This is a genomic window from Shewanella sp. SACH (assembly GCF_001887095.2).
GTDB lineage: Bacteria > Pseudomonadota > Gammaproteobacteria > Enterobacterales > Shewanellaceae > Shewanella > Shewanella baltica.
The window spans coordinates 1,384,631-1,407,650 of sequence record NZ_MPDG02000002.1; the positions used below are offsets into that span (position 1 = coordinate 1,384,631).

14 protein-coding genes and 2 pseudogenes are annotated in these 23,020 nt (G+C 44.7%); 4 read left to right on the plus strand and 12 right to left on the minus strand.

Annotated elements, in window-relative coordinates:
• Positions 1-127 precede the first annotated feature (127 nt).
• From BM607_RS13975 to ackA, 4 genes are all read right to left on the minus strand, one after another.
• Positions 128-352, minus strand: a complete 225-nt coding sequence (locus BM607_RS13975; protein ID WP_006082164.1) for a hypothetical protein — start codon at positions 350-352, stop codon at positions 128-130.
• A gap of 629 nt (positions 353-981) precedes the next feature.
• Complete coding sequence (locus tag BM607_RS13985) at positions 982-1,416, minus strand: hypothetical protein (protein ID WP_071939528.1); 435 nt, start codon at positions 1,414-1,416, stop codon at positions 982-984.
• 481 nt (positions 1,417-1,897) lie between these two features.
• Positions 1,898-4,051 carry a phosphate acetyltransferase gene (gene pta / locus BM607_RS13990; RefSeq protein ID WP_071939527.1) on the minus strand — a complete coding sequence of 718 codons (2,154 nt, stop codon included), beginning with the start codon at positions 4,049-4,051 and terminating at the stop codon, positions 1,898-1,900.
• Between the two features lie 113 nt (positions 4,052-4,164).
• The gene (ackA, locus tag BM607_RS13995; protein WP_006082161.1) at positions 4,165-5,364 is read right to left on the minus strand and encodes an acetate kinase; all 1,200 of its coding nucleotides are present in this window, start codon (positions 5,362-5,364) and stop codon (positions 4,165-4,167) included.
• A 141-nt stretch (positions 5,365-5,505) separates the two neighbouring features.
• Between ackA and yfbV the strand changes: the two genes are divergently transcribed.
• Complete coding sequence (gene yfbV / locus BM607_RS14000; RefSeq protein ID WP_086010619.1) at positions 5,506-5,949, plus strand: terminus macrodomain insulation protein YfbV; 444 nt, start codon at positions 5,506-5,508, stop codon at positions 5,947-5,949.
• A 44-nt stretch (positions 5,950-5,993) separates the two neighbouring features.
• Here yfbV and pflA read toward each other — a convergent pair whose 3' ends face one another.
• Positions 5,994-6,734, minus strand: a complete 741-nt coding sequence (gene pflA, locus BM607_RS14005) for a pyruvate formate lyase 1-activating protein (protein ID WP_063884797.1) — start codon at positions 6,732-6,734, stop codon at positions 5,994-5,996.
• A 63-nt stretch (positions 6,735-6,797) separates the two neighbouring features.
• Entirely contained in the window at positions 6,798-9,080 is a 2,283-nt protein-coding gene (gene pflB / locus BM607_RS14010) for a formate C-acetyltransferase (protein ID WP_006082158.1), read from the minus strand.
• 1,262 nt (positions 9,081-10,342) lie between these two features.
• Between pflB and focA the strand changes: the two genes are divergently transcribed.
• Positions 10,343-11,335: a formate transporter FocA gene (gene focA / locus BM607_RS14015; protein ID WP_071939526.1), complete on the plus strand. Its 993-nt coding sequence runs from the start codon at positions 10,343-10,345 to the stop codon at positions 11,333-11,335.
• Between the two features lie 153 nt (positions 11,336-11,488).
• Here focA and BM607_RS14020 read toward each other — a convergent pair whose 3' ends face one another.
• The 6 genes and pseudogenes from BM607_RS14020 to cysK all read right to left on the minus strand — a co-directional run bounded on the left by BM607_RS14020 (position 11,489) and on the right by cysK (position 20,317).
• Positions 11,489-14,140: a TonB-dependent receptor gene (locus tag BM607_RS14020; RefSeq protein ID WP_071939525.1), complete on the minus strand. Its 2,652-nt coding sequence runs from the start codon at positions 14,138-14,140 to the stop codon at positions 11,489-11,491.
• Between the two features lie 497 nt (positions 14,141-14,637).
• Positions 14,638-15,815 (minus strand): annotated as a pseudogene (locus tag BM607_RS14030) (IS3 family transposase).
• Positions 15,816-15,974: 159 nt separating this feature from the next.
• Positions 15,975-16,733, minus strand: a pseudogene (locus BM607_RS14035) (IS5-like element ISSod6 family transposase).
• Between the two features lie 181 nt (positions 16,734-16,914).
• Positions 16,915-17,919, minus strand: a complete 1,005-nt coding sequence (locus BM607_RS14040) for a TDT family transporter (RefSeq protein ID WP_071939521.1) — start codon at positions 17,917-17,919, stop codon at positions 16,915-16,917.
• Positions 17,920-18,071: 152 nt separating this feature from the next.
• On the minus strand, positions 18,072-19,145 hold the full coding sequence (locus BM607_RS14045) for a methyltransferase (protein ID WP_012089536.1): 1,074 nt from the start codon (positions 19,143-19,145) through the stop codon (positions 18,072-18,074).
• A gap of 203 nt (positions 19,146-19,348) precedes the next feature.
• Positions 19,349-20,317, minus strand: a complete 969-nt coding sequence (gene cysK / locus BM607_RS14050; RefSeq protein ID WP_006085400.1) for a cysteine synthase A — start codon at positions 20,315-20,317, stop codon at positions 19,349-19,351.
• A gap of 251 nt (positions 20,318-20,568) precedes the next feature.
• Here cysK and BM607_RS14055 point away from each other — a divergent pair, with 251 nt between their 5' ends.
• Both BM607_RS14055 and BM607_RS14060 read left to right on the plus strand, forming a co-directional pair.
• Positions 20,569-21,810: an RDD family protein gene (locus tag BM607_RS14055; RefSeq protein WP_071939520.1), complete on the plus strand. Its 1,242-nt coding sequence runs from the start codon at positions 20,569-20,571 to the stop codon at positions 21,808-21,810.
• Positions 21,807-22,928 carry a beta-ketoacyl-ACP synthase III gene (locus BM607_RS14060; protein ID WP_012089534.1) on the plus strand — a complete coding sequence of 374 codons (1,122 nt, stop codon included), beginning with the start codon at positions 21,807-21,809 and terminating at the stop codon, positions 22,926-22,928. Before BM607_RS14055 ends, BM607_RS14060 begins: the two co-directional genes overlap by 4 nt.
• Positions 22,929-23,020 lie beyond the last annotated feature (92 nt).

The following is a 23,020-nucleotide window of genomic DNA, read 5'->3' on the forward strand; positions in this document are numbered from 1 at the left end:
AACTAGCTTGAGTGTTTAGCTTTTTACGCGGTCACTTGTTTATGAGCAAAATGTTACTGAGCAAATGGCTACTCAGAAAATTATCACTCAGTCATATAATCGCCCAATCATTAGCTTAAACGCTCCGTCAGTAGCTTAATCGCTCAGAGAGCTGCGATTGTCCAAAGGTTTCAATCACTTTACTTACTTGATGTTGATCTAAGTGTTTGAGGGCGGAAATTTCATCATAAAGCCTGTCCTGAACATCTAATGGCATATTCATGTGTTCCATAAACATGCGGATCCCTAATACATCGCCGTGGCTAAATAATGTCGTTAGTGTGGTGGCTTCAAGCTCAATAAGTGCGTTCATATCTTACCTCCTACTCGCGTCATTACTTAATTGATAGCAGCTAGCGTCACACTTCCCTAGATTCATTGTTTGTAAGCGATTTCTGTTAATAGCGTTTGTGCATATAGTGCAGCATTTAAATGGCGTCATGGGCGGCTAAATATCATCGCTAAAGATGAAAGGCTTTCAGTTTTCCGGACAGATTTTGAGCTTTATAAGTGATAACACGCCTTAAGTACCATCGGTAAAGAAACAAAACTGAAAGTTTTCTGTAATTATAGTTTTGGCTTTGTTATACTCCTGCCCACGGAATATATCCCTTTCCTCATAGGCAAAATGTCAGCATAGAATGACATGCCTCTGCGACCTTACTCAATCAAGCAGGAGTTGTTATGGAAGTTCATGAATACGAAAATGCTTATTATCAAGTGAAAGACGATGTACTGACGTCTTTACCTGCTGAAAGCGAAGAAGAAGTGATCCAGGCCTAATCGATAACGATTAGACTGGCGGTACTTATGAGTCGGACGTAACAAAACAAGCACATTGAAATAGCAACCTTAGGGTTGCTATTTTTTTAGCAGAAATCGGCGCTAGGATTGAGCGCATGAGAAGACATGCGCAATAAAAGTGGCGAGCGGGTAGGGAGATTAACCGTTTACTTTGCGCTTTTCTGGCATCAGCTCGACGATAGTCCACTTACTGCCAATCTTGTGAAGACGTATGGTCCTGTCATCAATCCACGGCTGGCCGCCTTTAAGCCCTTTCATTTTGATCACGACAATGACGTCTTTGGTAAATTTACGGAAAAAGTCGATATCGATATCATCAATTTCCATTTCAACATTGGTCATCGACAGGCCGAGCATATTGCGCTGCACCGCGGCGGCAATATAGTAATGGGTGAGCACTTGTTTAATTGGCTCATCGACAAATTGCTTGGCTTGTTCAACATCGCGATCGACATAAATCGCTTTAAAAAAGCCTAAGCTCACTTGTTCGGGCGATAACTGGCGTTGATCTTCCGTCGAGGGATCGCCGCAACCAAAGAGGAACAGCAGGGAGATAAATAATAGAGTTCGCATAAGTTTTAGTTATTGGAATTTGTTCTGAGTATCGCGATTTTAGACTTAATGCACAAGTTTTGTCGTTATTTGCAATCTATTGGGAAATGCGTTGACTCAAGCCTATTGAGTGTGGCATATAGTTAGGAGGCATATAAAAAGGTTATCCACAGAAACTGTGGAAAACTATGTTGAAGACTTAAGTGATACTTTGTAAGTCACTGATATTGTCTTGCTTTATCTGCTGGTTAAAAAGTGACGCTTTTCAGTTTTCCGCCATGTTCCACTTTCACTTGTGGATATTTTTCGCCGTTTACTCACCTTATTCACACCGCTTAATTCGTTTTTCCTCGTATTTAGTCTGCTTATTTTGCCATATTGGCTTTGCTATTGAGCCATTGTCGCAGCGCTATAGCCTTGCTTAAGCTAAATTTGAGCATAAAAAAAGCACCGGTAAGTACCAGTGCTTTGTTGTACGTAACGCTATGCAGATTTCGCTGTGTTAGCCTTTAGCTGCGTCGTTTTGTGCTGCTTGAATTGCCGTTAGGGCGATAGTGTAGACGATATCATCGACTAACGCGCCGCGAGATAAGTCGTTCACAGGTTTGCGCATACCTTGCAGCATAGGACCGATACTTATCAGGTCCGCGCTTCGCTGTACAGCCTTGTAAGTCGTGTTGCCTGTATTGAGGTCTGGGAACACGAAAACGGTGGCTTGGCCAGCGACAGGACTATCAGGTGCCTTAGAGCGAGCAACATTTGGCATAACCGCCGCATCGTATTGTAATGGACCATCAATAATCAGATCTGGGCGTTTTTCTTTGGCGATACGCGTCGCTTCACGCACTTTATCCACATCTGAACCTGTGCCTGAGTTACCGGTTGAGTAGCTGATCATCGCCACTCTTGGCTCAATACCGAAGGCTTTTGCTGATTCCGCCGATTGGATGGCGATATCGGCTAATTGCTCTGCATTGGGATCTGGGTTAATTGCGCAGTCACCGTAAACAAGCACTTGATCTGGCATCAACATAAAGAAGATGGACGAAACTAAGCTTGAGCCTGGTGCCGTTTTGATCAATTGCAGTGGTGGACGAATGGTATTAGCTGTGGTGTTAACCGCGCCAGATACAATACCGTCAACTTCGTTTTGCGCCAGCATCATAGTGCCAAGCACCATGTTGTCTTCTAACTGTTCACGGGCAACGACTTCCGTTAAGCCTTTGCTGCGACGCAGTTCCAACATAGGTTCTACGTAACGGTCGCGCACCTCTTCTGGGTCGATAATGATCACGCCTTCGCCCAGCACCACATCTTGCTGTGCGGCGATACGCAGGATTTCATCTTTTTTACCTAAAAGTACACAGCGAGCGATACCGCGTTCGGCACAAATGGCCGCCGCTTTAATGGTACGCGGCTCATCACCTTCTGGCAGCACCACAGTCTTGTGGGCGGCGCGCGCCAATTCCGTGAGTTTGTAACGGAAAGCGGGTGGTGACAGGCGATGCTCACGGGGCGAGTTTTTAGTGACGCTTTCAATCCAAGTTTGGTCGATGTGGCTGGCCACATAATCCTGCACCAGATCAATACGAACCGCGTCATCGACAGGTACTTCATGGTCGAAACGTTGAATGTTGAGCGAGGTTTGCCAAGTGTTGCTGTCGATTAAGAACACAGGTAAACCGGTTTCAAAGGCCTGTTCACACAGCTTAAGAATTTCTGGCTCTGGCTCGTAGCTACCCGTCAACAGTAGGGCACCAATTTTCACGCCGTTCATGGCCGCAAGACAGGCTGATACGATGACATCAGAGCGATCGCCTGAGGTCACAAGTAGTGAGTCAGTCTTAATATGGGTCACCATATTAGGGATACTGCGGGCACAGAACGTCACTTTACGCAGACGACGAGTATGCATTTCGCCGGCATTTAGAATGCGTGCGCTTAAATGCTTCGCCAGATCCGAGGCGCGTGGCGCGACAAGATCGAGGTTGTATGGCACGCTGCCTAAAATACGCAGTGGGCTCTTACCCGGCAGTTGGAACATGCTGGCCGCATCTGAGCGTTGAACACCTTGGTGATCAAAGACTTCAGAGAGATCAGGGCGCGCGCGACCTTCGTCGTCAACGGGGGCACCAATCTTGTTGATTACAGCGCCAATCAGGCGTTTGTTCTTTTTTCCGCCCCAAGAGTTGTAGGCGATTTCAAGGCGATTCATCAACCCAGTTGAAGTATCGCTACCCGGCGTAGCAATAAAAATCACGTCAGCATCCATAGCTTTAGCGATGGCATAGTTCACATCGTCGGCAAAGGGATGGTTACGTGTTGGCACTAAACCTTCAACAATTAAGGTCTCAGTGTTGCTGGCGCAATCGGACGCACGGGCAATGATTTGCTCCATTAATACGTCGGTTTGGTCGGCACGAATTAAGGCTTCGGCATGGGCCATGTCGAAGGGCTCTAACGGATTCACCGTCGGTGATTTGCTCAGAATAGTGGTTGAGCGTTCTGGGCCGTTATCATTAGGTCTAAGTTGGGAAATCGGCTTAAAGAACTGAACTTTAACTCCGTGGCGCTCCAGTGCGCGAACCATCCCAAGGCTTAAGGAGGTCAGGCCGACTCCGGTACCTATGGGGATTAACATAATATTACGAGACATAAAAACCTCTAGTTTCGATGGTTTTTGGCAGAAGAGTTTCTGCAAATTTGCTTGTGAGTATGGCTATGTAAAGCGTAAAGCCGTTTGGGTGAGTAAACGGCTTAGGTCATTTTTTATTTGTTGATCAGTTTAATTGAATCTTCGGCGATAACCCATTCTTCGTTCGTTGGGATCACCATGGCAATCGTGCCTTTATCTTGAGTGATGATGCCTTTCTTACCGAAACGCGCCGCTTTGTTGCGTTCGCTATCGACATGGAAATTGAAGATTTCCAGCATGTTGAGTACTTTTTCACGGATTAAGTCTGAGTTTTCACCAATGCCGCCGGTGAAGACGACTGCATCTAAACGGCCCAGTGGCACAGTGTAAGAGGCGATGTATTTGGCTAAACGGTAGCAGAAGATTTCTAAGGCTAAGGTCGCGCCTTTATGACCGTCTGCGTAACCTTCTTCGATACCGCGGCAATCGTTAGTTAGCTCGGAAATCCCCAGCAGACCACTTTGCTTGTTCATCAGGTTATTCACTTCTTCTAAGGTGTAACCCAGTTGGTGAACTAAGTGATAGATGATTGAAGGGTCAATATCGCCACAACGTGTGCCCATGACCAAACCTTCTAATGGGGTTAAGCCCATAGAAGTGTCGACACTTTTGCCGCCTTTGATAGCAGTCACTGACGCGCCGTTGCCCAGGTGAGCACAGATAACGTTAGTTTCTTCAATGGGCTTGTTGAGCATTTTTGCCGCTTCACGGCTAACGAATAAATGACTCGTGCCATGCATGCCATAACGACGGATACCGTGTTCACGGTATAACTTGTAAGGCAGGGCGTAGACATAAGCTCTGTCTGGCATGCTTTGGTGGAAAGCGGTATCAAATACAGCAACCTGTGGCAATTTAGGGAAAGAGGCAATGGCTGCGCGGATGCCGATGAGGTGAGCAGGATTGTGCAGGGGGGCTAGTGAAGCACAATCTTCGATACCTTTGATCACGCTTTCGTCGATGATCACAGAACGAGTGAACTTTTCACCGCCGTGAACGATACGGTGGCCAACGGCTTGAATTTTTGCTGCTAATTCAGGTTGTTCCGCAAGGATTTTATTAACAATGTATTCAACTGCTTCACGGTGAGCAGTAAATGCGCCTAAGGCCGCTTCATGTTTTTCGCCGTTGATTTTCCATTTAATGCGCGAGTCTTCTAAACCAAAACATTCGGCTAAGCCAGAAATTTGATCGTCACCTGTTTGCGCGTCAATGACGGCAAATTTGAGAGAAGAGCTACCGCAATTGAGAACTAAAACCAGATTATTTGACATGTGTAAACCCTTTGCCATTGTGTTTAATATAACGATTCAAAAAAATTAGGATCTGCGGTGTTTTTACCATAACAGTCTTGGGGCGATTCGCCAGATTGTGCTATGGTAAAAGCAGTATTCCATTGTAGTTGGTGTCTAAAATTGAGCATTAAGATCCTCAAAACCTTAGGTGATGGTCATCAATATATGAAGACTTGGCCTATGGTTAGACAACTGGGTTTTTATTTTCCTGAGTATCGGGTCGTCCGAGCTACTCAGTTAGCCATTCTGGTGATGCCAGTGTTGGCGTTTTTTGTGAGTATGAGCCAGCTGTATATTCACGGTTGGGCATTTCTGCCCCAAGCTGTCACTCTCGGTTTATTTTTCATCAGCTTACCGTTACAGGGGCTGCTGTGGTTAGGTTGGCGAGCGCGCCATCCATTACCGTTAACGCTGTTCGACTGGAGTAACCAGTTGAGTGCGAAGTTGTCGTCCATGGGTATCAATTGCCAAACTTTAGGCGCTAAAGCCTGTTATCTCGATATGGCACTGATTTTAAAAATAGCCTTTGAGCGTTTAGATGCCAGTTATTGGGAAGAACTTTAGGCTGTTGCCGCTGTTATCCGTGTTGGCTTTTCTATTACTGTGGATTAATAAATCGCGTTAATCCCTTGCCCAACAAATACGGCTTTGATCTTTTCCATGGTTTCTCGGCTCGGTGGTGATATGCCATCGAGTTGATAGCTTTCGCCCATGGCTTCCCACTTGTGTTTACCTAATTCGTGATAGGGTAGTAATTCTACCTTTTCAATGTTTTTCATGGGCTTGATAAACTCGGCCAGTTGTAATGCCGATGCTTCATCGTCGGTAAATCCGCCCACCACCACATACCGTATCCAAGTCGCTTGATTACGCTCTGCCAAATACTGCGCAAATTGCAATGTTCTATGGTTGCTGACTTTGGTTAACTCAATATGTTTTTCATCGTCCATGTGCTTGATGTCGAGCAGGACCAAGTCAGTGTGGTCGAGTAACTCATCAATCACTGGCGTGTACTTACGTACAAAACCATTGGTATCTAAACAGGTATGAATACCTTCTTGCTGACAGGCTGTGAATAATTCGGCGACGAATTCTGCCTGTAAAATGGCTTCACCACCACTGGCCGTAACACCACCATTGCTGGCATCGAGAAAAGGCCGATAGCTGATGATTTGACTCATTAACTCATCGACCAGAACTTCTTTTCCGCCATCAAGATCCCAAGTGTCACGGTTGTGGCAATATTGGCAGCGCATTAAACAGCCTTGCATAAAGGTGATAAACCGTATGCCTGGGCCATCGACTGTGCCAAAGGATTCCACTGAGTGGATCCGACCGATAACTGCCATTGTGACTCCTGTTAAAATAAGTGAGGCTGTAGCACAGTGTACTACAGCCTTGACTAATTTAGCTTACAGACCTTTGGTGAATGTACGCGTGATCACATCTTGTTGCTGCTCTGGCGTCAGTGAGTTGAAGCGCACTGCGTAGCCAGAAACACGGATGGTCAGCTGTGGATACTTGTCTGGATGCTTAACGGCATCTTCGAGCATCTCGCGGTTCATCACGTTGACGTTCAAGTGTTGGCCACCTTCTTTTTTGTCATTGTGGTCGAAGTATCCGTCCATCAATGCCGCTAAGTTGGTACGGCGAGCATCATCATCTTTACCCAGTGCATTTGGCACGATTGAGAAGGTATAAGAGATACCGTCTTGAGCGTGGGCAAATGGGAGTTTTGCCACTGAAGTTAAAGAAGCGATTGCGCCTTTTTCATCACGGCCATGCATAGGGTTTGCACCCGGTGCAAATGGCGCACCTGAACGACGACCATCTGGTGTGTTACCGGTTTTCTTACCATAAACCACGTTTGAGGTGATGGTCAGAATTGACTGAGTTGGGATCGCATTGCGATACATTTTACGGTCGCGAATTTTCGCCATAAAACGTTCAACTAAGTCACAGGCGATATCATCAACACGTGGGTCGTTGTTACCAAATTTTGGATAGTCACCGCTGATTTCGAAATCAACTGCAATGCCGTTTTCATCACGAACAGGTTTTACTGTGGCGAATTTGATGGCAGACAGTGAGTCGGCTGCGATAGACAGACCCGCAATACCACAAGCCATAGTGCGACGTACGTCTCTGTCGTGCAGTGCCATTAGCGCCGCTTCGTAGGAGTACTTGTCGTGCATGAAGTGGATTGAGTTCAGTGCTGTGACATATTGAGTCGCTAACCAATCCATTAAACCGTCTAAGCGATTCATCACGTCGTCATAGTTTAATACGGCGTCAGTGATAGGGTCGGCTTTAGGGGCAACTTGGATTTTCAGCTTTTCGTCAACGCCGCCGTTAATCGCATACAACATAGTTTTAGCTAAGTTGGCGCGGGCACCGAAGAACTGCATATGTTTACCCACAACCATTGGGCTTACACAACAGGCAATAGCGTAGTCGTCTGATTGGAAATCTGGACGCATTAGGTCATCGTTTTCATATTGGATTGAGCTAGTGTCGATAGACACTTTGGCGCAATATTTTTTGAAGCCGATGGGCAGTTTATCTGACCACAATACTGTGATGTTTGGCTCTGGACTTGGACCCATAGTGTAAAGGGTGTTCAAGAAACGGAAGCTTGATTTAGTCACTAACGTACGGCCATCTAAGCCCATACCGCCGATTGACTCAGTCGCCCAAATTGGGTCGCCAGAGAACAATTCATCGTATTCTGGAGTACGTAGGAAACGTACCATACGCAGTTTCATCACGAAATGGTCAATCATTTCCTGAGCTTGTTGCTCAGTTAAGGTGCCATTTTTCAGATCGCGTTCAATATAGATGTCGAGGAATGAAGAGGTACGGCCTAATGACATCGCCGCGCCGTTTTGGCTTTTCACTGCGGCTAAGTAACCGAAGTAAGTCCATTGAATAGCTTCTTGTGCAGTGGTCGCTGGGCGAGAAATATCGCAGCCATATTTGGCAGCCATTTTCTTCATTTGACCTAGTGCACGGTGTTGCTCAGCGATTTCTTCACGTAATTGGATAACATTTGATAATTCTTCACCCGCTTCGAACTGCGCTTGCAGTGAAGTGAATTGGGCAAACTTATCTTTCATCAGGTAATCGATACCGTAAAGTGCCACACGGCGATAGTCACCGATGATACGGCCACGGCCATAAGCATCAGGTAAACCTGTTAAAATACCTGATTTACGGCAAGCCATAATTTCTGGGGTGTAAACATCGAACACACCTTGGTTATGGGTTTTACGCAGTTCTGAATAGATGTATTTAACGTCTTCATCTAGCACGCGGTCGTAGGCAGCGCATGAGCTTTCCACCATACGGATACCACCATTAGGCAACATAGCGCGTTTTAGCGGCGCATCTGTTTGTAAGCCAACGATAGTTTCTAATTCTTTGTTGATGTAGCCAGCGTCGTGGGAAGTGATGGTAGAAACCATCTTAGTATCGAAATCAACAGGCGCGTGGGTACGGTTTTCCTGTTTGATGCCTTCCATGACTTTATCCCACAGGGTTGTGGTTGCTTCGGTGGCACCGGCAAGGAATGATTCGTCGCCTTCAAAAGGCGCGTAGTTTTGTTGGATAAAGTCACGTACATTGACTTCAGATTTCCAATCGCCAGGGGTAAAGCCTTCCCATGCGTTGGCAAACAGTTCAGTTTTTTCGGTCATCGTACTAATACCTTCTGGTTGAGATAAAGGTTATTGGCGATCAGCGTGAAGCGATGCTGAGTATAAGCCAATAGCTAATTCCTGAAATAAAGCTCCCTTCATGATGACGCCCTATGATGGGAACTGGATTTTGAAGTGCTGTCACTCCAAAAGTCTGTCTATTGATACCCGATAAGATGACAAATATTCGCTTACTTTGATTATCGGCTACCGATCAATCTCTTTTGTAATTGGTAAGACCAATTGCCCACAAGCATATTAACATAGGTCTGTCGCTATCGCATCTTAAACGGATTGGTTTGTGCTCGCTTAATCCCAAATTTGCTAGCTAGGTAGCATTTTTTTACCACAATTAGGAATACAGCACGCTTTTTAACTTGGTGTGACATTCAAACCTATGACTTCCTAAATCAATAAACCTATGGTTGTTGTCATTTACTGTCCCCCTTTATCTGGGAGAAATCTATCCTCGTATAGATTGATTTTTGCTGGGTTGGTGATGGCCGGATAAATAGGGTATGACAGTGGCTGTTGTGTTCGTGACTTAGAAACAAGCTCCTTGTTAGCTATTTGTATTAATTGTAGTTTATTCGCTAATCTCGTTGATGTTTAGGGAGTGGCATAGGGTTCTCCCCACAGGCCAAACGCTAATACCTGAATTCCGCTAAAAATCATAAAAGAGTGGCTGAGTAAGGCTTTTGCTACTCATCAGGCATGTTGTAGCTTGCTGCTGGGCTAAACTATCAATACTGAGGCGTGGAGCGCTGGCGGAGTCAATCCAGTCGATATTGAAGTGTGCGAGTCAATCTATTGCCACATCTATGCTTTACTGCCAAAGCAATGCTTCACGGCTGAGTAGATCTGAGTTTACTGAAGCTGATTTTGTGAACCGTTTGATAGCGAATTTGATAACGAGTGTACTTGAGAGTTGAATTAGCTGGATACGAGCCATTTTGGTGTTATTGACAACCTAAATAGCATGTCATTCTGGTGACTGAAATTGACCATTTTTGGTAAGACCAATTAACCTTTTGTGTTTTTGGCTTCAAAGTTTTCACATTTTTGGTGTGAATAACATCACGCTTTAGCAATATCTACTTCACAGCATTAGCGCGTTGTATGGTACAAAGCGAGACTTTAGTGAATCATCATTTTTAGCAAATCAACATCTCGGTTTTGATTCGTGCTATCTGCGCAACGGCGCTGCAGGAGAGATATATGCTACGCATTCAAGTTTGTTTATCTGAAGTTGGAGTCATGCAATGAAAAGCCCAAATCCATCATCAACCCCAACTGTGACAAACACTGCCCACGAAGCACCACAGGTTTCAGCGCACTTTAGTTGTTATAATCAGGCGGAAATTTACGGTACCAGCAAAGTGGTTAAAGCGCCTTGGCAATCCTTTGGCCTGGCTGTGTTTGCTGGCGCCTTCATCGCCTTAGCCTTTGTATTTTATCTGACAGTGACCACAGGTGCTGGCGATGCGTCTTGGGGTTTAGTCCGTTTCGTTGGTGGGATAGCCTTTAGTTTAGGCCTGATTTTAGTGGTCGTTTGCGGCGGCGAGCTATTCACCAGTTCAGTACTCAGTACCGTCGCCTGGGCACAAAAACAAGTCTCTGGCGCTGAATTACTCAAATGTTGGTGCCGGGTTTATGCGGGCAATTTTGTCGGCGCTATACTGATGGTTTGTTTGATCACCGCCGCGGGCATGTATGAACTCGATGGTGGTAACTGGGGATTAAATGCCCTTAAAGTGGCGCAACACAAACTGCATCACACTTGGATCCAAGCTTTTAGCTTAGGCATTTTGTGTAACATGTTGGTGTGTTTAGGCGTGTGGATGACCTTCGCCAGCCGTGATGTGTTGACTAAATCCCTACTGTTGATCTTACCCGTGGCCATGTTCGTCAGCAGCGGTTTTGAACACAGTATCGCTAATCTGTTTATGGTGCCTATGGGGATGATGATCCAATCTATCGCCAGCCCAGAATTCTTTGCATCTTTAGGTGTGACTCAAGAGCAGTTTGCCGATTTAACCGTGACTAACTTTATATTCAACAACTTAATCCCAGTCACCCTAGGCAATATTGTCGGCGGTGGTGTGATTGTGGGTTTAGGTTATTGGTGGATAGAGCAGGGGAAAACGACGTCAAGCGATCCACACAAAGCTCACCATGAACACTTTTCAGCACCCCATTCACATACCGAAAAACCTCAACATGCGAGTGAAATTAAGCTGACGAAGCATTCCTAGAATGTTTTAAATGACCCGTTGAAGGATAAGAAAATGCCCAGCAAATAGTTGGGCATTTTTTATGCTTATTTACTGGGCTGCGTAAAAGAAGCAAATAAAAACAGCATCCGAAGATGCCGTTTTTTGATTAGGTTCTAATTGATAAAGACGATATTAGAACTTAACTTTGTATCCAGCAAATACTACACGACCTAAGATGTTGTGTGTATCTGTGTCGTATCCTGGATAACCTAGGCTATAGTTAACTGTTGGCATAGCATCAAATAAGTTACGTGCACCTACAGTAACTTTTCCATAATTGTTGAAGTCATAGTTAAGCGTCATATCCCAAGTTGTAAACGAAGAGAAGTCTTGCTTATTAGTACCGGCTTCTTGCTGTTGTGGTGTTTCGCCATCATAGGAATCAATATATTTAGCGATTAAAGCCGCAGAGAAATCGTCAATAGCGTAGCTAAATGTAGTATTGAAACGCAGTGGTGGATAACCTTTAGTTCCTAAAACATCATAGCGTTTAGCGATTGGACTTGCTTGCTCTGAATATTCAAGTGCATATGTACCCTCAACAGCGAACTTTAACTCGCCCATAGTGCCTAGATCGTACTTGGACGTAAAGGACACATCAAGACCTGAGGTTTGTACGCCATCCATGTTAATGTTGCCAGCACCAATTTCATCGATTGTGCCATCAGCTTTACGTTTTACATAAATATAGTTTGGATCGTAAGCACCTAAACCAGCTGTCGCTTCTAAGTCGACAATAGTTTGAGCATCGATATAACTTACTTGGTCAGTAATTTCAATATTGTAGTAATCAACAACCAAATCAATATTTTCTGTGATGTTCCACACTGCACCGAATGAGTATTGAGCAGATTTCTCTGGATCTAAATCTTTGTTACCTGAACTTTTACGTAAATACTGATTATCTTCACATGCTTTGTTACCTGGTTGTTGATCAGCAGGTAAGCTTTGGCACAGAGTCGTATCAGTTATTGAATCGTAACTTGTTGCTGGCTCACCGAGTAAGTCGTCTAAGGACGGTGCTCTAAAGCCTTGTCCATAAGAACCACGCAATACTAAGTTATCAAGCACTTCATAGCGCACGTTAATTGAACTTGATAATTGGCCAACATCAGGAAGACTGTATTGGTCATAACGGCTAGCAAGTTTAACGTTTAAATTTTCTAGAACTGGAAGTTCTAATTCAACAAATGCCGCTTTATAGCTTCTGTCACCTGCTGAATCACCACCATAAGTACCTAGTACATTGCCTGCCGCTTGTTGTGCATCACGAGTATCTTTGTACTCCATTTTTTGATATTCAACACCGACGGCATAGCCTAAATCGCCACCAGGTAATGCTATTGGTGCTAAAGCTGCCCAAGATAAACCTGTACCAGTTGTGTTCGATGTCGCTTTACGTGTTGCTGTATGCAAAAATGTATCTAAGGTTGCCTGTGTTGCATTGCCACCTTCCACAAAAGGATTATACAGTTCTTTATCTACAGCTTCTTGTAACTTATCTTCAAAGACATAAGAGTCCGTTTCGATATTAACGACTTGATCAGAATATTGAACATACCAGCTTAATGAACCTGCATCTAATTCAAGATTCAAGCCAGTAACGATATCGACTACATTTGAGTCGAATTCTGTTTTGCGATCAGCTACACCTTTTAAGCGGTGATAGGCTTGAACCTCTGACGCTTGATCAGTGCCATATGTTGGATTTAACTTGTTATCAGCAGCCATATACAGATTAGGAGTCCATAATGCTGTTGAAGATGTGGTTGATTTATCACGCATGACAATTGCTTGACCAAACCACTCTAGTTCATCAGTAATACGATGAGTCATATTTGAGAAAATAGAGTCTTTAGTTTGCTCAGGTAAGTAATCTGTGCCATCAAAATGACTGAATCCACAGGCAGAGCCATCTTTAGTGGTAATAACTCTATCAGCAGGGCAGTCTTTACCTGGTACTTGTAATCCCGTGTAAACAGGGTCATCAAATGTTCCATCTGCGCCTTTTCCTGGGCGAGACGCTACTGGACGATATGTTCCTTCAGGGGCATACAAACCACTACGACCATATTTTTTGTCCCAGTTAGCAGTTATATGAGGACGTTGTCCACCTTGCAGAGGATCAAATGCTTTATGTTCTATAACAACTAAACTACTACCTTTGTCATCAGTTTTACCAAATGTAATAGATGCAGATTTTTCATCACGGCCGCCTTGTGTTGGGCTACCGAATTTTGCATCGAATGCTAAGCCATCGAATGTCTTTTTAAGAATGATGTTAATTACACCACCGATAGCGTCTGAACCATAAATGGCTGATGCACCATCACGTAAAATTTCGATACGCTCAATTGCATCCATAGGGATTAAGTTAAGGTTGGTTGAATCACCACCAAACGTTGCAGATGGAGCGATGCGACGCCCGTTAATTAATGTTAACGTACGGTTAGAGCCTAATCCGCGCATGCCTGAACTTGCATGGTTACTTGCTGAGCTTCCTGCGTCACTAATAAAACTTCCCGCGGTGTTAAATGGCATCTGAGCTAATACTGCAGAAACGTCACTCAAGCCTGTTTTAGCAATATCTTCAGCTGATAAAACCGTAACAGGTAATGCTGATTCCATATCGGTTCTTTGAATACGAGAACCGGTTACTTCAATACGTTCAACTTTTGCACCGTCTTCAGCAGCAAATACTGCTGAAGTTGATAATGCCGCTGTAGCAGCTCCGCCGATTAACGCAAAGCGAACTGCTTTAGCTAATGTAGATTTTGCGCGCATTCTATTCTCCCTTAACATTTGTTTTTTGTTTAATTCTTATTTTATTAAAAGTCACTTTTGTAACCAATAAGTGTCACTTTTAATTAGGTTCAAGATATAACCACAAGGAAATAACAAGTGCAACATTATAAATGTTACTTAAATTGTTTAGAATTTGTAAATGTTGATGCTAAATGTTCTTTTGCAAAGGGTTTGTGCATCATTAATGCCGTTAATGATGGCTACTTAGTACCGGTTGTGATTTTTTATGTTAAATTTGTTTTTATTTGGTTAATTTATTTTTATAAATTGTTTGTATTTCGTTTTAATTTGATTTTGGTTAAATCATACTTTTTTATTATTTTTATAGAGAAAATAGGAAATTTTGCTTATTTAGTTCGTCATTCCGTATCTCTTCAGGTTTGCTTGTGCAGCTTAACTTTATATATAGGATTTCATGCTGTTTAAGTTAGATGGTTATTCTCTTAAATGTGCACTTTTTTAGAAGACTGTACTGGTCAACCCAAACTGGACACTTTTACTTGAGAATTTTCAAACTCTACAGGTGACAGATCGTCATTAGCAGAATGAAGCCGCTCCAAGTTGTAATATTTCATGTAAGCCGTCACATCTTGCTTCATAAACTCCCTTGTTGGTTGATTAACTTTAAAAATCCAATCGTGTTTCAAGCTACCAAAGAAACGCTCAACAACGGCATTATCCCAACACGCACCCACATCACCCATGCTGGCTCGGATACCATAGCTTGATAGCAGCCTACCGAATTGCTTACTGGTATATTGCGAGCCTCGGTCACTGTGAAATACCAACCCTCTGGCCGGTTGGCGCAGGTTGTAGGCTTTTATTAATGCCTTGGATATCAAATCTGTGGTCATGCGTTTGTCTATGTGCCATCCCACAATCCGGCGTGAATATAAATCCATCACCACAGCTAAGTACATCCAGCCTTCACCCGTCTTTAAATAGGTCACGTCACTCGCCCAGACCTGATTAGCCGATACTGGATTAAAGTTCATGTTTAACAGGTTATCAGCCACTGCATCTGAGTGTTTTCGCTGTGTCGTCACCTTGTAAGCACATCGCTGGGTTACTTTGAGTCGAAGGCGGTGCATAATTTTACGAACGAGATAGCGACCAACCTGGTAGCCTTCCTTGCGCAATTTCTTCACCATTTCACGATTCCCTAAGCTGCCTCGACTTTGCTTAAATAGCTGTCGAACAAGGCGATAAAGCTTCAGTGTTTCAAGGCTTATCACGTTTGCAGGGCGTTTATGCCAATCGTAATAGCCTGACTTACTGACACTCATTACTCGACATAACAGTGCTATGGGGAATAGGTGAGATTGCAGTTTGATGAAACGAAATCTTACTTCATTTCTCTCGCAAAGAAGGCGCTTGCCTCGGCGTGCCCCTTGGGTATTTTTAGAATTTCTTTCTCCATGCGTAATTCTTTGTTTTCTCTACGCAATCGCTTTAGCTCATCACGCTCAGACTCTTCTAAGGTGATACCTTGTTGCAGGGCTTGGTGTTTTTCCTTCCAGTTGTAAAGCAGGCTCGTGCTAACTCCAAGAGACTTTGCCGCATCGGCAACGCTATAACCTTGCTCTAGCACCATCAAGACGGCTTCATCTTTAAATGCCTGCGGATAACTCTTATGTGATTTTTTCAGACTCATATAGACCTCTTAATTTATTGACCATACTGTCTCAAAATTAAGTGTCCGATGGGATTAGACCAGAACAGACCTAGGATAGGTTTGGTTTGAAATTGAACAGATTTTTGAGGTTTTTTTTAATATTCTAGGGTCTGTTGATCTTTGCTGTACAAATGTTGTTCAGCAATACATCGGTAGCCACATTAACATAAACGCCAGTGACACCATACTGGCGTAATTTCTTGCTAGCTTGTCATATCTTGTTGATATTGCTCGATAGTGTTTAATTCTTCAAAAAGCATTCTCCACTAAATGTCGATACCGATATAAGCACCAATCGACTCTTTCTTGAGGTGTATTCTTATAGCGGCGCCTTGGAATAACAGATTTCCCGCCTTTATTTGCGATAAGTTCACGAAAAGCATCGCTGTCATAACCTTTATCTGCAATGACGGTATCAACCTGCTTCAGGTGCTCAATTAAGCTGGGGGCGTGTGTAATATCGTGTTTTTGGCCTTCTGATAATTCGAAATAAATCGGTAATCCTCCGCTGTCGACGGCTAAGTGAATTTTGGTTGAATTACCGCCTCGACTTTTACCAATACTCTCATTACTTAGCGTCGCTGCACCTGCACTGTGCTGGTGAGCCCGCACTATCGAGCCATCAATAAAGACCCATTCTATATCAGCAAGGTTGGCTAAGGCCTTGAATAAATGTGCTAGAACGCCTTTCTTAGACCATAAATGAAACCGTCTAAAGACCGTGCTCCAATGACCGAACTCTTTAGGTAAATCTCGCCAAGGGATACCTGTTCTAAGGCGGTAAAGAATACCTTCGAATGTTTGTCTATGTTCAGGTTTGTCATAAACACGGCCTGTGCTCTTCATTAAATGAAATAGCTTTTCCCAGCGTGCATCGGTTAGCATAAGTCTTGGCATGGCTTGAGGTTATGGTTACTTTTGGCGAAGCAAATTATACGTCTTGCCATGCTGTCTAAAAATCACTCTAGAAAGATCAACAGACCCTAGTTACTCAAAAGAAGATGAATCGATATTCATCTTCTTTTGAGTATTGGTAGGTTTTTCTAATTAATGTGTACAGAGTGCATAAAATATAGAATTAATTTTTACTTGGTTCTATTCTGTTTATTAACTCTACCGCTTTAAATTGCACAGGAAAGTAGTGTGCTAAATAGCGTAGAGCGACATAGACAACCACTAAGGTGGCGATCACAAGCTCGAATTCTGCTAAGTATTTTATCCATATCGCTAACTCACCCATGTTATTGAACTGGGTTAACCAAGCTGCGGTTTTAAAGAGGGCGGTTGCACCGATAACCATAGGGAAGGTAAAGGCTGCATAGCCTGGGCTAAAGGGCAGCTTTAACAGGTGAAAGAAGGCCAAGTAGATGATGCTCGTCATCAAAATGGCGATGCTCAGCAGTAAGGCGACTAAGGGAATTGACGCCTGCTCGCAAACGGTTAAATAACCTGCGAGTGATAAACTGGCGGGCGCCGCGAGAATCGCAATGGTTGGTTTAGCTGCGTCGGGTATCGCCTGACAGAAAATGAGGCGATAGAGCATTAAAGGCAGCATGACTAAGTAAGCTAACATCCCAAAAACCAAAATGGCGTTTGCTAGCCATTGGTAGTCAGATACAGGGAAAGACACCGCCGCGACTATGATGCCAATCGGTGGCACAAACCAACTTGGAACCATGTGCTCGAGTTTAAAATCGATGGCGCGATAGTAGATAAATGCACTTAAGAAGAGCACATGGATACCTATGGCCACTAGCCACAGGGTTAAGCCAGCTTGGGGGAAATAATCGCCGAGTGATTTAGACACGACCATCAGCCCCATGGCGAAGGTGGGGATCACGCTACCAATCACTGGGTGGCTGAGTTCGTCCTTTAGAATAGTCGGATGCAGCATAAACTTACCCATGAGCAGTAACAGCAACACAGAGGCGATGATGGCGCCTGTGAGTTGTCCTGCGCCATTAAGTGAAGGTGTCATGTTCTCCCAAGTCCAACCTAAGCTGGCAATGGCAAGTGCCAGCCCTGCCATAGGGCTGGGAAGTTTAGCTGCGTGGGATGTCCAGCGTTTGCGTTTTGAAGTCATGTTGAATACCTCTCAATACTGACAATGCTTAACATCGCTTTTTTGGGGCGCTGTTTTGATGTCCTCAGTTTACTGCGGGTATCAATGATAAATAAATTTGATTAATCTTATTCTTTAAGTAAATTTCATTTACTTAAAGGTTGCCATTAAACTTAAGGTTTGAGTTTACAGCGCAGTAGCGTGTGCCCTAGGCCAAGATTGTCTGTATCTTCATCCACATACAGTCCCACTTGGTGAAGCAGGGCCAATAAATCCTTAGAGTGATACATGCGGCTATTGCCATTGGCCATGGCGCTGAAATAGAGGCTAGTGGCATTTACGCAGTAGGCAGAGGCGGCCGATGGCTGTCTATCCCAAAAGGTTTCGACGATAAAGAGTTGGCTGTTTGGCGTCATTGCCTTTGCCGTGCGTTGTAAAATGCTCAGGATCTGGCTTGTTGAAAAGCAATCTAGAAACTGGCTCATCCAGTAAGTATCCGCGCCATCGACAAAAGGCAGGGTGTCGTCCAGCAGATCGGTGGCAAAGGTATGGACTCGCGCGGCAACGCCCCGTGCGATGGCATTTTGCGTCGCCACTTCAAGTTGTCCAGGGTAATCCATGATCGTGACTTCAATGTTGGTGTCATAGTCACAGCAACTCAGCGCCCATTTGCCTGTGTTGCCGCCTATATCCACTAAATGGCTTGGCTTATGGGCGAACACTAACGGCAGAAGCTGTGGAAAGGCATGATCCGAATAGTAATGATCGAAGGCAAACCAGCTCTGTTTCGCTTTGGGTGGTAAATCCTTCAAGGCAGGGTAGATAGTATCCCAGTCGCCGAAAACCTTGAGTCCTGCGGCCTTTCCTTCGAGTAGTGCGGTATCAAGGCTAAAAAGGCCTTGATAACAAACGTCTTGCACAAAGTTAAGGTTGATGGCGGCCATGTCGTCATGGAGTAAAAAGTGCCCCGTTTTGTCGAGTACATAGCCAGACTCATGCTGCCAAACGAGCCCCATGCTGAGCCCCATATCCAGCAAGACTCCAAGGGCGTACTCGCTCAGTGGTGTCGATTGGCTTAACTCGGCCGCAGTGATCCCACGTTCAGCCGCGTTATCTATTTGCGCTAACACATCGAATTTGAGCAGACAGTGGGCGACTTGGAAACTAATGGGGCCAAAGGCGATTTTTTGCGCTTCAAACTTAGCATTAAAGGCGCTGATATGACTTGGAGTGCGGTAAAAAGGCATAAAAAGGAATGGATTGACGAGAATATCCGTTCTTTATAACTCACTGAGCCGCTAATGCTACTGGTGATACTGAGAACTATGAGCTGCATCCAAACTTGAGCCGGAACTTGTTTGCGCTCTGCAGTCGGGATCAAATTAATGCAATGTCACAAATAAAAATACCCAGCAGAGGCTGGGTATTTTAAAGGGGAATCCAACGTCGATTATTGAATGTTTTCTTCGTCGCCGAATTGGCCTTGGAACAAGACTGAAGATAAGTAACGTTCGGCAGCCGATGGCAAAATTACCACAATGGTTTTACCCGCAAATTCTGGCAATTCAGCGATGCGGTTTGCGGCAACAACGGCGGCACCCGATGAAATACCCACTAAAATGCCTTCTTCTTGCATTAAGCGACGGGCCATGTCGATGGCTTCATCATTGGTAACAGCTTCTACGCGGTCAATCAACTCTAAATCTAAGTTACCAGGGATAAAGCCTGCGCCAATACCTTGGATTTTATGCGGCCCTGGTTGTACCGGTAAACCCGCTAAGGTTTGCGCAATCACAGGAGAATCTGCTGGCTCAACCGCCACTGAGGTAATGGTTTTGCCTGCTACTTTTTTCAAGTAACGGCTGACACCTGTAATCGTACCGCCCGTACCTACACCGGCAACAAACACATCCACTTCGCCATCGGTATCATTCCAGATTTCTGGACCTGTGGTTTTTTCATGGATTTCTGGGTTAGCAGGGTTATTAAACTGCTGTAATAAAATGTATTTTTCAGGAGCAGATTGACGGATTTCTTCCGCTTTATCAATTGCACCTTTCATGCCTTTCGCGCCTTCTGTTAGCACGAGATTTGCGCCAAGGGCTTTGAGCAGCTTACGACGCTCTAAACTCATGGTATTTGGCATCGTTAGGGTAAGCTTATAACCACGGGCCGCGGCAACATACGCCAGCGCAATACCTGTGTTGCCAGACGTCGGCTCAATCAGCTCGTGGTCTTTAGTCAGTAGACCCTTTTTCTCGGCATCCCAAATCATATTGGCACCGATACGGCATTTAACACTGAAACTTGGGTTACGCGCTTCGACTTTGGCCAGCACTTTACCTTGGCTAACACGGTTTAAACGTACTAGCGGGGTATTACCAATAGTATATGAATTGTCTTCGAAAATTTTGCTCATGGATTGCTTGCTCCTATGTTGGCACTACTGAATCATAATCTGCTGTGGCGCTTTTAGAAGTGATTGTTTGTTCTTCTTTATTCGATTTGGTTATTAAAGGATGTGCTGTTATTCGCAAACCCTGATTGGCAGCCAGTTTAACTGTGTTAACCTCTTGCTAACATAAAAAAGATTGTTGCATTCGCAAGGATAACTTCTTGATGTGTCAATCGTAAAACAAGCCTATCACTCGTATCGGACAAGACGCAAACATGAAACAACAGCAAACGGATTTGGGCAAAGACCCAAAAACTATGGTGACTCCCCATGCTTTTACCATCGCAGACACTGTGCTTTATACGCCATTGGCGGCGCCGCTAAAACGCGCTTTAGCCATGTTGATTGATGGCTTGCTGATCACAGTGTTAGCGGAGCAGATGGATTGGATGTTTGTATTGCTGGTGGTCGGTATCATTTATATTGAGAAACGCAGTCATAAATTAGGTCGTTTACTCAAATGGGGACTTTATGCCGCAATGTTAGCTTTTATGTTGCTCACGACCGCCGATAATCTGCTTAATGTTAATGGCTCAAGCAATACCGATAATGAGCAGGCAGTTAAGGAGTCTGCCTTGGGTAAACAAATTCTTACCTCGCTTCCGGCCATCATTTCGTTGAGCCTTTGTGATAATTACGCTTGTGGTAAAACTCAAGTTCAATCCCTGCGCGAGGTGATAGAAAACGCTTCAGCATCAAAGGGCATGACAGAGACTGAGCGACGGGAGATAGTCCTTCACGCCATAGCCAACAGTAGTTTGTCTGCCGCAGACAGCGAAAAGCTCCAGACAGAAGTCCTTGATGGCACCTTGTGGCCAGTTATCGCGCCCCAAGTCGAGTCGCCAACGCTTGATACTCAGTCTGAGCCGCTTAAGTCGATTCAAACCATTGAAAAAATTGAACCAACTGATCCCGCGCAAGGTGTTGTGGCTAATGCAGCAAAAGTAACCGAAACGACAGGCACAACCAAAACAGTACCTTCGCCAAGCACAAGAGTGAAAAGCGTCGATGATGACGATGAATCCACCACCCACAGTGTTATCGCTTGGGTTAAAGGCTTTATGAGTGATATGGGATTGGGCTTTGGTTGGGCGGCGTTTTACTTTACCGTCTTTACCGCCCGGTTTGATGGGCAAACCTTAGGCAAGAAGATGCTTGGCATTCGGGTGATCCAGCTCGATGGCGCTAAAATCAGTTTATGGGCCGCCTTTGGCCGTTATGGTGGTTACGCCGCAGGCTTCACTACTGGCTTACTTGGCTTTATGCAAATATTTTGGGATGCCAATCGGCAGGGGATCCAAGATAAAATATCTTCAACAGTCGTGATAGACTTAGCACAAATGCATAAAAAGCAACGATTAGAGCAGCAGGGGCCAAGTGAGTTAGCGCCCGCGCTTACGAGTGATGATGCCGCCTCTGCTCACCTTACAACAAGCACCCGTTCGGAGCACCTATGAAACAGGTCGTGATTTCGGGGAGTGGCTTATTTACGCCGCCCCACAGTATTTCTAATGAAGCCTTAGTTGAGAGCTTCAATGCCTATGTAGATATTTACAATCTTGAAAATGCAGGCTTAATCGAGCAAGGCCATGTCGCGGCTTTGTCCTATTCCTCAAGCGAATTTATTGAAAAGGCCTCGGGCATTAAACACAGATATGTGATGGTGAAAGAGGGCATTCTCGATCCCGAAGTCATGATGCCGTTAATTCCTGAGCGCAGCAGCGACGAGTTATCTATGCAGGCTGAAATTGGGGTTGAAGCCGCATTGATGGCACTTAACAATGCCAATCTCAAAGCTGAGCAGATTGATCTGGTGATTGTCGCCTGTGCTTATACTCAGCGTGCCTATCCTGCGATGGCGATTGAAATTCAACGTGCACTCGGTACGCGCGGTTATGGTTACGACATGCAAGTGGCCTGTTCATCGGCAACCTTTGCAATCGTTGCCGCAGCCAATGCGATTGCGACGGGCTCAGCCTCAAGAGTGCTCGTCATTAACCCTGAGATTTGTTCAGCGCAGGTGAATTATCGCGACCGTGACAGCCATTTTATCTTTGGTGATGTCGCGACCGCACTGGTACTGGAAGAGCAAAGCCTAGCTCAATCTGACAATGTGTTTAAAATTCTCTCAAGCCGCTGTTTTACTGATTATTCGAATAATATTCGCAGTAATTTTGGTTTCTTGAATCGCTGCGATCCGAGTGCTGCCCATCAGGCTGATAAACTGTTCCACCAACAAGGGCGCAAAGTGTTTAAAGAGCTGCTGCCTATGATTTACCAACATTTGGATGAACATCTGGCCGAGCAAGCGTTAACGCCGCAGTCTTTTAAGCGTCTGTGGTTACATCAAGCGAACATCAACATGAATCAGTTCGTGGTGAGAAAGCTGCTTGGGGATGATGTATCAGCGGAACAAGCGCCCGTCGTGTTAGACGAGTACGCCAATACCGCATCCGCGGGCTCCGTGATTGCATTTCATAAGTATTCCAGCGACTTTAAAGCGGGTGATTTAGGCTTATTAAGCTCTTTTGGCGCAGGATATTCCATCGGCAGTGTGATTTTGCAGAAGTGCTAAGCTGAACTTGGCAGCGCAGATTGTTCTGCAATCTTTATCAATCAAAAATCTCTCCATAGAAAATTTATTAATAAAAAGCCAATCAATAAAAA